This is a genomic window from Mesorhizobium sp. M0058 (genome assembly GCF_040323095.1).
Lineage (GTDB): Bacteria > Pseudomonadota > Alphaproteobacteria > Rhizobiales > Rhizobiaceae > Mesorhizobium.
In genome coordinates this window covers 273,294-287,013 of record NZ_JAMYUQ010000008.1, presented here as the reverse complement: position 1 = coordinate 287,013, position 13,720 = coordinate 273,294, and the positions used below count along the sequence as shown (strand labels likewise).

The window sequence follows — 13,720 nt, the reverse complement described above, 5'->3', positions numbered from 1 at the left end:
CGAAGAAGGATTGCGCGTGATGCTCATGACTGGGCGCAGACCGGCACCCCGATTGTGGGGGCGCGATCGAGGCGCAGCGCCAGGGCAGCGACGCCAAGAGCCGCGACCGGCAGCAAAGCGGCGATCCAGGTTAGTGAGCCGAGGCCGAGGTCATGGGCAATCACCGCGCCGCCAAGCCAAGCGCCGGCGGCATTGCCGAGGTTGAAGGCGGCGATGTTGAAGGAGGAGGCGAGGCTCTGGCCCGCGCCTTGCGCCTTTTCCAGCACCCACATCTGCAGCGGCGCCACGGTGGCGAAGGCGGCGGCACCAAGCAGGCCGACATAGATGACGGCAGGATTTGGCTGTGGACGGCGAAGGTCATGGTGGCCAACCAGCGGTCGGCGACCTTGCCGCCAAGCAGATTGCCGGCGATAAGACCGCCGCCGAAGACGAGCAGGATCGGCGACACGGCGGCTTCCCCAAAACCGGTGATCTCGGTGAGCAGCGGGGCGATGTAGGTGAAGACGGCGAAGACGCCGGCGTAGCCGAGCACGGTGGTGGCGAGGCCGAGCAGCACCGGCGTGCGGCGCAGCACGGCGAGGTCGGCGCGCAGATTGGTCTTCTCGGGCGCTTCCTTGCTGCGCGGCACCAGAAGCAGGATGACGGCAAAGGCTGCCAAGCCGACCACGGTTACGGCCCAGAAGGTGGTGCGCCAGCCGAAGGTCTGGCCGAGCCAGGTGCCGAAGGGCACGCCGAGGATGTTGGCGATAGTCAGGCCGGTGAACATCAGCGCGATCGCCGAGGCTTTCTTGTTGGGCGCGACCAGGCCGGTGGCGACCACCGAGCCGACGCCAAAGAAAGTGCCATGGGCAAAGGCGGTGATGATGCGGGCGCCCATCAGCGTCCAGTAGTCGGGGGCGATCGCACAGGCGAGGTTGCCGAGCGTGAAGATCGCCATAAGGGCCAGAAGGACGGTCTTGCGGGGCCAGTTGCCGGTGGCGATGGTCAAAAGCGGCGCGCCGATGACGACGCCCAACGCGTAGCCCGAAATCAACTGGCCGGCGGCCGAGATCGAGACCGAGATCTTTGCTGACATCGATCAGCAGCCCCATGATGACGAATTCGGTGACACCGATGCCGAAGGCGCCGGCAGCGAGGGCGTAGAGGGCAAGAGGCATGGCGGTTTCCAGTTCGAACTCGAACGAGCGCGCTGTCCAGACCCGCGCCCCGACCGCAGAGATCGTGTTGCCATGTCTTGTGAACCAGACTTGCCTTGGGCATATTCCCTGTGAAATAGATTCACAGATGGCCAGACCCGATATCAACCGTTCCGGCGAGATCGAAGTGTTCGTCCGCGTCGTCGAGGCGGGCAGCTTCTCGGCTGCGGCTCGTTCGCTGCGTATGACACCGTCGGCGGTGAGCAAGCTGATCGCGCGACTGGAGGCAAGGCTCGGCGCGCGGCTGGTCACCCGCACCACGCGCAAGCTGCAGCTGACGCCGGAAGGGACGGCGTTCTATGACAGCGGGGTGCGCATCCTGGCCGATATGGCGGCGGCCGAGCGCGAGGCCGCCGTGGGTGCCGCGCCGCGCGGACGGCTGCGCGTCAACTCCTATGTGCCCTTCGGGGTGCATCGGCTGATCCCGCTGCTGCCTGATTTCCTCGAACGCTACCCCGGGATTTCGGTCGATCTGGTGCTGACCGACAGCGTCATCGATCTGATGGCTGAACGTGCCGACGTCGCCATCCGTGCCGGGCCGCTCGGCGAGTCGCGGCTGGTGGCGCGCAAGCTCGGGCAAAGCCGGATGACAGTCGTTGCCGCACCGTCCTATCTCAAGGCACATGGCACGCCGCTGGTTCCAGCAGATCTCGACCGGCACAATCGCATGGCTTTCGGCTTTGTCCGGCATGTCGATGGCTGGTCGTTTGTCGATGCAACCGGGAACGCCGTCATGGTGCCGATCACCGGAAACACGCTGGTCGGCGATGGCGAGTCGATGCGGTTGATGGCGGTCGGCGGCGCCGGCATCGCCCGGCTGGCACACTGGCATGTGGCCGATGACATCGCGGCGGGGCGGCTGACGGCGCTGCTGGAGGATTTCAATCCGGGCGACGGGGAGCCTACCCACGCCGTCTATGTCGGCCAGGGCCGGCATTTGCCCGCACGGGTGCGGGCGTTTCTCGACTTTCTGGTCGAGAGCGTGCGGATGAGCTGAAAAGACGTTGGGGAGCCAGATGACCCCCCAAGCATCAGGCGACAGCGGTGACTATTTCTTCGGGGTGAACGGCGCCGGGCGGCGACCGGCGCCCTGACGCTCCAGCATCCAGCCGGGATATTCGGCCGGCAGCGCGCTGACCTCATCCAGTCTGGCGAGATCGTCGGCGTCGAGCTTCACCTCGGCCGCGGCAAGGTTCTGCTCGAGCTGCTCCATGCGGCTGGCGCCGATGATGACGCTCATGACGAAAGGTTTGGCCAGGACATAGCCGAGCGCCACCGTGGCGACGCTGACGCCGTGCTTCTGGGCGATCTCGCGCATCACGGCGACAGCCGCCCAGGCGCGGTCCTCATCGACCGGCGGGAAGTTGAAGGCGGCGCGGCGGCCTTCGCCATTGCTGGGCGCGCCGGGGCCGTATTTGCCCGACAGCAGGCCGCCGGCCATTGGCGACCAGACCATCAGGCCGAGCTTTTCCTCGTTGATGAGCGGCACGATCTCGCGCTCGAGGTCGCGGCCGGCGATCGAGTAATAGGACTGGATGGTCTCGAAGCGGGAAAATCCCTTGCGCTCGGCAACGCCCAGCGCCTTGGCGATGCGCCAGGCCGCCCAGTTGGAGACGCCGACATAGCGGACCTTACCGCTGGCAACGAGATCGTCGAGCGCCCGCAGCGTCTCGTCGACTGGCGTCACGGTGTCGGTGCCGTGCAGCTGGTAGAGATCGATATGGTCTAGCTGCAGCCGCTCCAGGCTGCCCTCGACCGAATCCATGATGTGGCCGCGCGAAGAGCCGCGCTCGTTCGGGCCCTGGCCCATGGCGCCATGCACCTTGGTGGCAATGACGACGTCCGAGCGTTTGACGCCAAGATCCTTGAGCGACTGGCCAAGCAGGCGTTCGGACTGGCCGAATGAATAGACGTCGGCCGTGTCGAAGAAATTGACGCCGGCGGCGATGGAACGGGCAACGATGTCGTTGACGCCCTTCTGGTCGAGGCTGGCGATCAGGCCCCATTGGGCATTCTCGCCGGCGGCGCCGAAGGTCATGGTGCCGAGGCACAGTTCGGAGACGAACATCCCCGTATTTCCGAGTTGATTGTAGCGCATGGTGGCGGCTCCAGCAGATTGGTGATGACGCCAAGCAAATAGGAACGGTGCGTTTCGTTTCCAGTGGTGGCACAATGATGGGCCGGCTCTGGCACAACCTGCGGCCGACCCAACACCGGATCAACACAGGCGGGTCAGGCTTCCCAAGGGTTGAACATTGTGACGGCAGTATCGTCGAAATCGGCGACGTTGCGTGTGACCAGTATGAGATCGTGGAAGAGCGCCGTCGCGGCTATAAGCCCATCTGCGTCGCCGCGCGTGCGGATCGCGGAGATGCGACCCCATTGGGCAGCGATGTTCTCGTCTATGCCGAGAATTCGGTTTTCGTAGCTGTGGCGCAGACCGTGGAACCACGTTGCTAAATGGTTTGCAGTGTCGGGGTCGTTTCGCCGCTTCATTTCGATTCCGCGTGCGATTTCACCGAGCGTGATGACGCTTAGAAACAGAGACTGGCGCTCTTGCTTGATTATCCAATCCGCCACTGGCCCCCCTCGCTTTCGCGCATCCGACACGACGTTCGTGTCCAGAAGAAACATCAGAGGTCCACGTCTCGGCCGGGCCCCTTGGAGCGGCGATTGACCTCTTCGACGAAGTCGTCGTCCCATTCGGGACCGGAAAGAAGGTATTCCGCAAGTGAGGGCTTAGAGCCGACGAGCCTTTCGTATTCTTCAGCGGCCAACACGACAGCAGCGGGCTTTCCACGCAAGGTGATGGTCTGCGGGCCCTTTTCACGAGCCTGCTGAACCAGCTTCGAGAGATTGTTTTTTGCGTCCTGCAGATGCCAGTTCATGGAAGGTACCTAGCTAGCTTGGCTAGATATAGCATCGCTGCAGCGATGCAGCAACAATGCTACTGTTAGGGCGGCGAGATCACCGAGGTTTATCGGCCGCCGAAAATCGCCGAGCCGACGCGGACGCTGGTGGCGCCGAAGGCTATGGCGGTCTCGAAGTCGCCGGACATGCCCATCGACAGTTTTGCGACTCCGGCCTCTTTGCCGAGCTTTTCCAGCAAGGCGAAATGCGGGCCGGGGTTTTCGTCGGCCGGCGGGATGCACATCAGGCCTTCGATGGCGAGGCCATGGACATCGCGGCAGCGGGCGACGAAGGCGACGGCGTCGCGCGGCTCGATGCCGGCCTTTTGCGGCTCCGAACCGGTATTGACCTGGACATAAAGCTTTGGCGTGCGGCCCTGGCGCACGATTTCCTTGGCGAGCTCGGCGGCGAGCTTTTCGCGGTCGACGGTCTCGATGACGTCGGCGAGAGCGACGGCTTCCCTCGCCTTGTTCGACTGCAGCGGGCCGATCAGATGCAGTTCGATATTAGGGAATTCCGCTTTCAAGGCCGGCCATTTGCCTTGCGCTTCCTGCACGCGGTTTTCGCCGAAGACGCGCTGGCCAGCCTCGATGACCGGGCGGATGACGTCGGTCTCAAAAGTCTTCGACACCGCAACCAGCGTCACCGAACCGGCGTCACGGCCGGCCTCGCGCTCGGCGGCAGCGATCCTCGTCTTGACGGCGAAAAACTGTTCGACGGCGCTGGCCATGCCCATATCCTGCCTGTCTTTAATCGTCTTGGCCGGCTCGCCGCAGTTGACGGGTCCGGCAATCCATGGTGAACACCGCGACGACATTTACCTCGGCCACCGGGCCTTGTCCGGCGGTCTGCGCCTGCTTTTAAGTGAAAATCATCCGATGGCAACCGAACGATACAATCCGCGCGCGTCAGAGCCCAAATGGCAGAAGGCCTGGGCCGAAAAGAAGCTGTTCGAAGCGCATAACGACGATCCGAAGCCGAAATACTACGTGCTGGAGATGTTCCCCTATCCCTCGGGGAAGATCCATATCGGCCACACCCGCAACTACACGATGGGCGACGTGGTGGCGCGCTACAAGCGGGCCAAGGGTTTCAACGTGCTGCACCCGATGGGCTGGGACGCTTTCGGCATGCCGGCCGAAAACGCGGCGATGCAGAACAAGGTCCATCCCAAGGAATGGACCTACGCCAACATCGCCGCCATGCGCGAGCAGCTCAAGATGATGGGCCTGTCGCTGGACTGGGCGCGCGAGTTCGCCACCTGCGACGTCGACTATTACCACCGCCAGCAGATGCTGTTCCTCGATTTCGTCGAGAAGGGGCTGGTGACGCGCAAATCCTCCAAGGTCAACTGGGACCCGGAGGATATGACGGTGCTCGCCAACGAGCAGGTCATCGACGGGCGCGGCTGGCGCTCGGGCGCGCTGGTCGAACAGCGTGAGTTGACGCAGTGGTTCTTCAAGATCACCGATTACGCGCAGGACTTGCTGGATTCGCTGAACGGTCTCGGCGAGTGGCCGGAAAAGGTCAAGCTGATGCAGCAGAACTGGATCGGCCGCTCGGAAGGGCTGCTGGTCCGCTGGCCGCTGGCAGAGCCAAGTTCTAGCAAGATTGGTGGCGACACGAGCGAGCTGGAAGTCTACACGACCAGGCCCGACACCATTTTCGGCGCCTCCTTCATGGCGGTCGCCGCCGATCATCCGCTGGCCAGGAAGGCCGCCGAGAGCAATGTCGAACTGGCCAAGTTCATCGAAGAAATCAGACATATGGGCACGTCGGTGGCCGCACTGGAGACGGCCGAGAAGAAAGGTTTCGACACCGGCATCCGCGTCGTGCATCCGTTCGACGACTCGTGGACCCTGCCGGTCTACGTCGCGAATTTCGTTTTGATGGAATACGGCACCGGCGCCATATTCGGCTGCCCGTCGGGCGACCAGCGCGACCTCGATTTCGCCAACAGATACGGCCTGCCGGTGATCCCGGTGGTGATGCCGGAAGATGCCGACGCCAAAACCTTCCAGGTCACGGAAGACGCCTATGTCGATGACGGCGTGATGATCAATTCGCGTTTCCTCGACGGCATGAAGCCGGAGCAGGCGTTCGACGAGGTGGCAAAGCTCCTGGAGCAGAAAACCATAGGCGGGCGGCCAATGGCGGAGCGCAAGGTGAACTTCCGCTTGCGCGACTGGGGCATTTCGCGCCAGCGCTACTGGGGCTGTCCGATCCCCATGATCCATTGCGAGGATTGCGGCGTGGTTCCGGTGCCGAAAGCCGACCTGCCGGTCAAGCTGCCCGACGACATCGAGTTCGACCGTCCCGGCAATCCGCTCGACCGCCACCCGACCTGGCGGCATGTGAAGTGTCCGCAATGCGGCAAGGATGCGCGCCGCGAGACCGACACGATGGACACGTTCGTCGATTCGTCCTGGTATTTCGCGCGCTTTACAGCGCCCTGGGCCAATGAGCCGACGGAGCCGAAGGCTGCCGATGACTGGCTGGCCGTCGACCAGTATATTGGCGGCATCGAGCACGCGATCCTCCATCTGCTCTATTCGCGCTTCTTCACCCGCGCCATGCGCGCGACCGGGCATCTCGACCTGGCCGAGCCGTTCAAGGGCCTGTTCACGCAAGGCATGGTGGTGCATGAGACCTACCGCGTCGGCGGTGCGTCGAGCAATGGCCGCTGGCTGTCGCCGGCTGAGGTCAGGATCGAGGATGTCGGCGGCAAGCGCCGCGCCATCGAGATCGCCACCGGCGAAGAGGCGGCGATCGGCTCGCTCGAAAAGATGTCGAAGTCGAAGAAGAATACGGTAAGCCCGGAAGACATCACCGACGGCTACGGCGCCGACACCGCACGCTGGTTCATGCTGTCGGATTCGCCGCCCGAGCGCGACGTCGAGTGGACGGACGATGGCGCCGCCGGCGCACATCGCTTCATCCAGCGTGTCTGGCGCCTGGTGTCCATTGCCGCCGAGACGCTTGACGGCGCCAAGCCGCAGGCGGCGCCGGAGGGCGAGGCGGGCGCCGTTTCCAAGGCCGCGCACAAGATCCTGAAGGCTATCGGCGAGGATATCGAGAAGCTCGGCTTCAACCGGGCCATCGCCCGCATCTACGAACTGGCCAATGCCTTGACCGCGCCGCTCAACGACGTCGCCGAGGGCAAGGCCGACGCGGCGCTGAAAGGCGCCTGCCGCGAGGCGGTGGAGATTCTTGTGCATGTGGTCGCGCCGGTCATGCCGCATTTGGCCGAAGAGTGCTGGCACACGCTGGGCGGCACCGATCTGGTCGCCGAACGGCCATGGCCGGTCTATGATCCGGCGCTGGTCGTCGACAACGAGATCGTGCTGCCGGTCCAGGTCAACGGCAAGAAGCGCGGCGATTTGACAATTGCCCGCGACGCGGACCAAGGTGCGGTCGAAAAAGCGGTTCTGGCTCTCGACTTCGTGCAGAAAGCGCTGGAAGGTAAGGCGCCCCGCAAGGTGATCATCGTGCCGCAGAGGATCGTCAATGTCGTTGCTTGACCTCAGAAGGATGGGGCCCGATCTGGAAAAGACGACGCGCTTGCTGCGCCGCGCAGCGCTGTACGGCATGGTCGCTTCGATGGCGCTGGTTTCGGCCTGTACGGTCAGGCCGCTCTATTCCAGCGCGCCGTTGACGGCCGGCTCGACGCTCAGCGCTTCAGCGGAACTGGCGTCGGTCGCGGTCAAGCCGGTCAAGACCCGCTACGCCCAGCAGGTCCGCAACAATCTGATATTTGCCTTTGGTCAAGGCGCCGGCGAGCCGCCGGCGCCGGTCTACATGCTCGATCTCGGCGTCACCGAACTGGTCGAATCGGCCGCGGTGGTGCAGATCCAGACCGACGAAGACGAGCCGACGGCAGGCACGGTGACGCTGACCGCAAACTATGTGCTGACCGATGCCAGGACCGGCGTGGTGATCGCAACCGGCAAACGGTCGATCCCATCATCCTTCGACAAGCCGACGCAGGAGTTCGCCTCCTACCGGGCGCAGCTCGACGCCGAGAACCGCGCCGCGCGTGAACTGGCTGAAATGGTGAGCCTGTCGGTCGCCCAGGACTTGGTCAGGCACGGCAAGAAGGCCTGAGCATTCCCTGGCGCTGCCAACTAGACTTTTAGCAGTCCGCAACAAAAAGGCCGGTTTCCCGGCCTTTTTTCGTTTGTATCGAACCGATCTCAGCCGATCTTCTGGCCGGTCTTGGCCCAGTCGGCAGCGAACTGATCCAGGCCCTTGTCGGTCAACGGGTGCTTGACCAGCGCCTTCAGCGTCGCGGCCGGCGCGGTAACGACATCGGCGCCGATCAGGGCTGCCTGCTTGACGTGATTCACGGTGCGAACCGAAGCGACGAGGATCTCGGTGTCGAAATCGTAATTGTCGTAGATCTGCCGGATCTCCTGGATCAGTTCCATGCCGTCCGCGCCGGTATCGTCGACGCGGCCGACGAAGGGCGAGATGAACGAGGCGCCGGCCTTGGCCGCCAGCAGCGCCTGGTTGGCCGAGAAGCACAGCGTTACATTGACCATGCGGTTCATCTCGGTGCGGATCGTCTTGCAGGCGCGCAGGCCGTCGAGCGTCAGCGGCACCTTGATGCAGACATTGTCGGCGATCTTGGCCAGGATGTTGGCCTCGGCCATCATGTCCTTGTATTCGATCGCAACGACCTCGGCCGAAACCGGGCCCTTGACGATGTCGCAGATCTGCTTGGTGACCTCGGCGATCTTGCCGCCGGATTTCAGGATCAGCGAGGGATTGGTGGTCACGCCGTCGAGCAGCCCCAGGTCGTTCAGTTCCTTGATGTCCTTGATGTCAGCGGTGTCGACAAAAAATTTCATGGGGGTCTCCTGAAAGATTTCCATGTGCATGCCATGCACATTCCGGGTTGCCCTTTGATCTAGACCAAAGTCGGGGCAAGGTCACGCCCGATGATCGAAGATTCGCCCTTTGTCGCAGCCGCGCCGGTGCTGGTGCCGATGCCGGCCGAACGGCCCTACACCTACGCTGTGCCTGCCGGCGTGCGCGTGGTGCCGGGCTCGATCGTGCGCGTGCCGCTCGGTCCGCGCCAGGTTGCCGGCATCGTCTGGGATGGTGCGGTCGAGAATATCGACGCCAAAAAGCTGCGCCCGATCGAACAGGTCTTCGACTGCCCGCCGATCGACCGCGGCATGCGCCGCTTCGTCGACTGGGTGGCGCAGTACACGCTGTCGCCGCCCGGCATGGTGGCGCGCATGCTGTTGCGCGCGCCGGAGGCGTTCGATCCCGAACCATGGATCGAGGGCCTGCAGCGGACCCTCGTCATGCCCGACCGGATGACGGATGCCAGGACGCGCGTGCTGGAGACGGCGGAAGGGGGGCTTGCCTGGACGCGATCCGGCCTGGCGCACGCGGCGGGCGTGTCGTCGACGGTGGTCGAGGGACTCAAGGCGCAAGGCGTGTTCGAGACGGTGATGATCCCGCCTCGACCGGTGGTCGCCGCGCCCGATCCCTCCTACGCCATGCCGGAGCTGATGCCGGACCAGGCAGACGCGGCCGCCATGCTGCGCGCCAATGTCGCGGCCGCTGCTTTCAACGTCACGCTGCTCGACGGCGTCACCGGCTCGGGCAAGACGGAAGTTTATTTCGAGGCGGTGGCGGCAGCCCTCGACCAGGGCAGGCAGGTGTTGATCCTGCTGCCGGAGATCGCGCTGACGCATGCCTTCCTCGAACGCTTCCAGCAGCGTTTCGGCGCCAAGCCGGCGGAATGGCATTCCGACCTGCCGCCCCGAATGCGCGAAAAGGTCTGGCGACAGGTGGCGGAAGGCGGCGTGCGCGTCGTTGCCGGGGCGCGTTCGGCGCTGTTCCTGCCGTTCCGCGAGCTCGGGCTGATCGTCGTCGACGAGGAGCACGACCCCGCCTACAAGCAGGAGGATCGCGTCTTCTACAATGCGCGCGACATGGCGGTGGTGCGCGGCCATATCAGCGGCTTCCCGGTGGTGCTGGCGTCGGCGACGCCATCGGTCGAAAGCCGGGTCAATGCGCAGCAGGGCCGCTACAGCAGGGCGGTGCTGTCGGCGCGCTTTGCCGAAGCCGCGCTTCCCGATCTCAAGACGATCGACATGCGGCGCGCGCCGCCGGCCCGCGGCGGCTTTCTGTCGCCGCTGCTGATCGACCAGATGCAACGTACGCTGGAGAAGAAGGAGCAGTCGCTGCTGTTCCTCAACCGGCGCGGCTATGCGCCGCTGACGCTGTGCCGTGTCTGCGGCCACCGCTTCGGCTGCCCGGTTTGTTCGGCCTGGCTGGTCGAGCACCGCTTTCGCGGCCAACTCGTCTGCCATCATTGCGGGCACAATGAGAAGCGGCCGGAGGCTTGCCCGGAATGCGGCACGCTCGACCATCTGGTCGCCTGCGGGCCTGGCGTCGAGCGGATAGCTGAAGAAGTCGTGGCGCATTTCCCCGACGCGCGCACGATCGTCCTGTCATCCGATTTGATGGGTGGAGTGCGCCGGCTGCGGCTGGAGCTCGAGGCCATTGCCAATGGCGAGGCCGACATCGTCATCGGCACGCAGCTGGTCGCCAAGGGCCATAACTTTCCCAACATGACGCTGGTCGGTGTCGTCGATGCCGATCTCGGCCTCGCCAATGGCGATCCCCGCGCCGCTGAGCGCACCTTCCAGTTGCTCAGCCAGGTGACCGGCCGCGCCGGCCGCACCGGCAAGAAGAGCCTCGGCCTGCTGCAGACTTTCCAGCCGGACCATCCGGTGATGCGGGCGATCGTCTCGGGCGATGCCGAGGCCTTTTACGAACGCGAGATCACTGAGCGCGAACGGGCAGCCCTGCCGCCCTTCGGCAGGCTTGCCGGCGTCATCGTCAGTGCGGTGACGCGGGCCGAGGCCGAAGGCCACGCGCGCGGCCTGCGCCGTGCAGCACCCCAGGCCAGCGACCTGTTCGTGCTCGGTCCGGCCGAGGCGCCGCTGTCGCTGCTCGGTGGGCGCCATCGTTTCCGTTTGCTGATCCAGGGTGAAAAGCGCGCCGACATCCAAGGCTTCATCCGAACCATGCTGGCCGAAGGGCCGAAGCAGCGCGGCTCGGTCCGCGTGCAGGTCGACATCGATCCGCAGAGCTTCTTGTAAGCACAAAGGCTGACGCCGCCGCCGGCCGCCCGTAAGCCGTTTGTCAAGAAAACTCAGCATCTTAGTGCCGGCTAAAATGCGCGCCGTTCATGTACCCGGCTCTCATCCGTTCGCTGACTAATCCTGATTTGAAAAGCCACAAAATAAATGTTGACTCATTTTATCATGAATTATAACTGGGCCTTTCCGCTCTGGCGCTGGGGACCAGGGCATGGATGGGGACAGCATGCGCAGATTTTTCAGTACGCTTCTTTGGTCATCGGCTTTGGGTTCGTCGATTATGGCAGGCGCGGCATTTGCCCAGGAAACCGCTCCGACAGACCAGCAGGGAGCCACCGTGCTCGACCAGATCCTGGTCACCGGCCGCAATGAAAGGTCGATTTCCAGCGTCGCCCAGTCTGTCCAGGTCGTGGAACAGGAACAGGTCGAGGAAGCAACGCAGGAAAATATCGACGCCGCGACCCTGATCAGCCGCATCGTCCCCGGCTACGCGCCACGCAACCAGACCATTTCCGGCGCTTCGGAAACCTTCCGCGGGCGCAGCGTTCTCATCATGGTCGACGGTGTGCCGCGCAACACACCGCTGCGGGACGTCTCACGCATCCTGTCGATGATCGACCTGAATTCGGTCGAGCGCATCGAAGTCATCAATGGCGCGTCCAGCCTTTATGGCGCCGGGGCCACCGGCGGCACGATCAACTTCATCACCAAGCGCGGCGATAGCGACAAGCCGAAGGTGACAGTGCGCACCGGCGTCACCGCCTTCACCGAGAATCCCGGCAAATCGGCCGGGCCCAGCACCAGCGTCTCGGTCGAGGGCAAGAAAGGCGATTTCGACTATTTCTTCTCGGCGTCCGGCGATCTGTCGCGTCGCACCTATGGCGGCCACGGCAACGAGGTGGCTTCGGACGCCATGCTTGGCCAAGGCGGCGGCGACCGCACCGGCACGGGCAATCTGTTCGGCGTGGCCGGCTACCAGTTCGATTCCAGGCGCTTCGAGGCCAGCGTCGACTGGACCTATGCCAACCAGAAGCCGGACTGGTTCACCGATTACACGACCAATCCCGTCTCCCCGGATTTCGGCGATCCCTATGAAGGCAAGCCGCTGAAGGAAGATTCGAAATATCTGACCGCCAAATACACCGACAGCGACTTCGCGCTCGGAAACCTCGAGGTCAAGGCGTTCTACAACGACATCTTCAAGCAGTCGCCCTTTACCAAATTCTCGGCCGTCAACAGCCAGGTGTATTTACCGACGAACCCGACGCGGCCGGTGATCCTGCCGCCGGGTACGGACCCGACCGCCGACTTCAACCAGACGGCGCTGCAATCGCGGCGCAGCGGCGTCAACCTGACCGTCAACACTCCGATGGACTTTATCACTCAGGGCAGCACGCTGACCTGGGGCGCCGACCACGTCTTCGATGCCACCGATCAGCAGCTGACCAACGGCCAGGACGCCATCTCGCCCACGACCCAGAACTCGGTCGCCTTGTTTGCGCAGGGCGAAATTCCGGTGACGGATCGCTTTCGCATCAGCGGCGGCGCGCGCTACGACCAGTTTTATCTCAACGTTGAAGACTTCACCCGGCCTGCCGCTGCCGTTCTGCTAGGCCGGAACATTATCGGCCTGCCGGCGATCCAGGTGACCGGCGGCTCGTTCGACTACGACGCCGTCACCTTCAACGCCGGCGCCGTCTACGATCTGACCGAAAGGATGCAGCTTTTCGGCAATTTCTCGCAAGGCTACAGCCTGACCGACATTGGCGGCTTCACCCGCCGGGCCGGGTTGAACTCCAACGCCGAAACCTGCGACGCCTATGGCACCGCCATCCGGCCGCTGCTGCCGTGCACCAACGCGCCGGATTACGCGATCAGCTATGCCGATATCGCGCCTGAACCCCAGCTGGTGAACACCTGGGAAGCCGGTCTGCGCGGCGACTGGGGCGACTATCGCGGCGGCGTCAGCGCCTATCTGTCGACCTCGGACAACGGCGTCAGCTACGACATCGTCAACAACCGGGTATCGCAGCAGAAGGAACGCATCTGGGGCGTGGAAGCCAATCTCGAGGCAGATCTCAGCGGCATGTTTACGCTGGGCGGATCGGTCGGCTATGTCGAAGGCAAATACGATGCGGATCACGACGGCCACATCGAAGCTAACGAGTATCTGCCGAACAACCGTATCCCCTCGACCTACAAGGGCCTGGTCTATCTCACCACCCGTTTCGAGAACGAGCTGACCCTGCGCAGCGAGTTGGAGCTGTTTTCCGGGCGCGACCGCATCGCCACCCAGGACCTGGACGGCGCTGCGCTGGTCAATCTCGCCGTATCGAAGACGTTCGCCAATGAAAGCGTGCTGAACCTTGCCGTGCGCAATGTGTTCGACACCTACTACATCAACCCTTCCGCATCGGCGACGCGCGGCGCCGACGTTCCGGGGCTGGGGCGTTCGGTCGCTCTGTCCTACCAGATCACATTCTGAGGGCG

10 protein-coding genes and 1 pseudogene are annotated in these 13,720 nt (G+C 63.9%); 5 read left to right on the top strand and 6 right to left on the bottom strand.

What is annotated here, in order from left to right:
- Positions 1-23: 23 nt before the first annotated feature.
- Positions 24-1,157, bottom strand: a pseudogene (locus NKJ75_RS16295) (MFS transporter).
- A gap of 127 nt (positions 1,158-1,284) precedes the next feature.
- Here NKJ75_RS16295 and NKJ75_RS16290 point away from each other — a divergent pair.
- Complete coding sequence (locus tag NKJ75_RS16290) at positions 1,285-2,193, top strand: LysR family transcriptional regulator (protein ID WP_023745346.1); 909 nt, start codon at positions 1,285-1,287, stop codon at positions 2,191-2,193.
- A 51-nt stretch (positions 2,194-2,244) separates the two neighbouring features.
- Here the strand turns inward: NKJ75_RS16290 and NKJ75_RS16285 are convergent, their stop codons facing one another.
- The 4 genes from NKJ75_RS16285 to NKJ75_RS16270 form a co-directional block, all read right to left on the bottom strand.
- Positions 2,245-3,294, bottom strand: coding sequence for an aldo/keto reductase (locus NKJ75_RS16285; RefSeq protein WP_352499945.1), 1,050 nt, complete (start codon positions 3,292-3,294; stop codon positions 2,245-2,247).
- 134 nt (positions 3,295-3,428) lie between these two features.
- On the bottom strand, positions 3,429-3,830 hold the full coding sequence (locus tag NKJ75_RS16280) for a type II toxin-antitoxin system VapC family toxin (RefSeq protein WP_023684083.1): 402 nt from the start codon (positions 3,828-3,830) through the stop codon (positions 3,429-3,431).
- Positions 3,830-4,084, bottom strand: coding sequence for a type II toxin-antitoxin system Phd/YefM family antitoxin (locus NKJ75_RS16275; RefSeq protein WP_023684084.1), 255 nt, complete (start codon positions 4,082-4,084; stop codon positions 3,830-3,832). The genes NKJ75_RS16280 and NKJ75_RS16275 overlap by 1 nt, the downstream gene beginning before the upstream one ends.
- Positions 4,085-4,173: 89 nt before the next feature.
- On the bottom strand, positions 4,174-4,836 hold the full coding sequence (locus NKJ75_RS16270) for a YggS family pyridoxal phosphate-dependent enzyme (protein ID WP_023745345.1): 663 nt from the start codon (positions 4,834-4,836) through the stop codon (positions 4,174-4,176).
- A gap of 148 nt (positions 4,837-4,984) precedes the next feature.
- Here NKJ75_RS16270 and leuS point away from each other — a divergent pair, with 148 nt between their 5' ends.
- The gene (gene leuS / locus NKJ75_RS16265) at positions 4,985-7,627 is read left to right on the top strand and encodes a leucine--tRNA ligase (RefSeq protein ID WP_031204737.1); all 2,643 of its coding nucleotides are present in this window, start codon (positions 4,985-4,987) and stop codon (positions 7,625-7,627) included.
- Positions 7,614-8,210: an LPS assembly lipoprotein LptE gene (locus tag NKJ75_RS16260; RefSeq protein ID WP_023750361.1), complete on the top strand. Its 597-nt coding sequence runs from the start codon at positions 7,614-7,616 to the stop codon at positions 8,208-8,210. The genes leuS and NKJ75_RS16260 overlap by 14 nt, the downstream gene beginning before the upstream one ends.
- Positions 8,211-8,299: 89 nt before the next feature.
- On the opposite strand, the gene fsa is transcribed toward NKJ75_RS16260, so the two are convergent.
- Positions 8,300-8,956 (bottom strand): fructose-6-phosphate aldolase, encoded by a 657-nt coding sequence (fsa, locus tag NKJ75_RS16255; RefSeq protein ID WP_023684088.1) that lies wholly within the window; start codon positions 8,954-8,956, stop codon positions 8,300-8,302.
- A 90-nt stretch (positions 8,957-9,046) separates the two neighbouring features.
- On the opposite strand from fsa, the gene NKJ75_RS16250 reads away from it, so the two are divergent.
- Together NKJ75_RS16250 and NKJ75_RS16245 are read left to right on the top strand one after the other, a co-directional pair.
- On the top strand, positions 9,047-11,230 hold the full coding sequence (locus NKJ75_RS16250) for a primosomal protein N' (protein ID WP_023684089.1): 2,184 nt from the start codon (positions 9,047-9,049) through the stop codon (positions 11,228-11,230).
- A 280-nt stretch (positions 11,231-11,510) separates the two neighbouring features.
- On the top strand, positions 11,511-13,715 hold the full coding sequence (locus NKJ75_RS16245) for a TonB-dependent receptor (protein ID WP_050591331.1): 2,205 nt from the start codon (positions 11,511-11,513) through the stop codon (positions 13,713-13,715).
- Positions 13,716-13,720: the final 5 nt, after the last annotated feature.

Coding starts and splice junctions, on each gene's coding strand:
- NKJ75_RS16290 (WP_023745346.1), top strand. CDS start 1,285: ATGGCCAGACCCGATATCAACCGTTCCGGCGAGATCGAAGTGTTCGTC.
- NKJ75_RS16285 (WP_352499945.1), bottom strand. CDS start 3,294: ATGCGCTACAATCAACTCGGAAATACGGGGATGTTCGTCTCCGAACTG.
- NKJ75_RS16280 (WP_023684083.1), bottom strand. CDS start 3,830: ATGTTTCTTCTGGACACGAACGTCGTGTCGGATGCGCGAAAGCGAGGG.
- NKJ75_RS16275 (WP_023684084.1), bottom strand. CDS start 4,084: ATGAACTGGCATCTGCAGGACGCAAAAAACAATCTCTCGAAGCTGGTT.
- NKJ75_RS16270 (WP_023745345.1), bottom strand. CDS start 4,836: ATGGCCAGCGCCGTCGAACAGTTTTTCGCCGTCAAGACGAGGATCGCT.
- leuS (WP_031204737.1), top strand. CDS start 4,985: ATGGCAACCGAACGATACAATCCGCGCGCGTCAGAGCCCAAATGGCAG.
- NKJ75_RS16260 (WP_023750361.1), top strand. CDS start 7,614: ATGTCGTTGCTTGACCTCAGAAGGATGGGGCCCGATCTGGAAAAGACG.
- fsa (WP_023684088.1), bottom strand. CDS start 8,956: ATGAAATTTTTTGTCGACACCGCTGACATCAAGGACATCAAGGAACTG.
- NKJ75_RS16250 (WP_023684089.1), top strand. CDS start 9,047: ATGATCGAAGATTCGCCCTTTGTCGCAGCCGCGCCGGTGCTGGTGCCG.
- NKJ75_RS16245 (WP_050591331.1), top strand. CDS start 11,511: ATGGCAGGCGCGGCATTTGCCCAGGAAACCGCTCCGACAGACCAGCAG.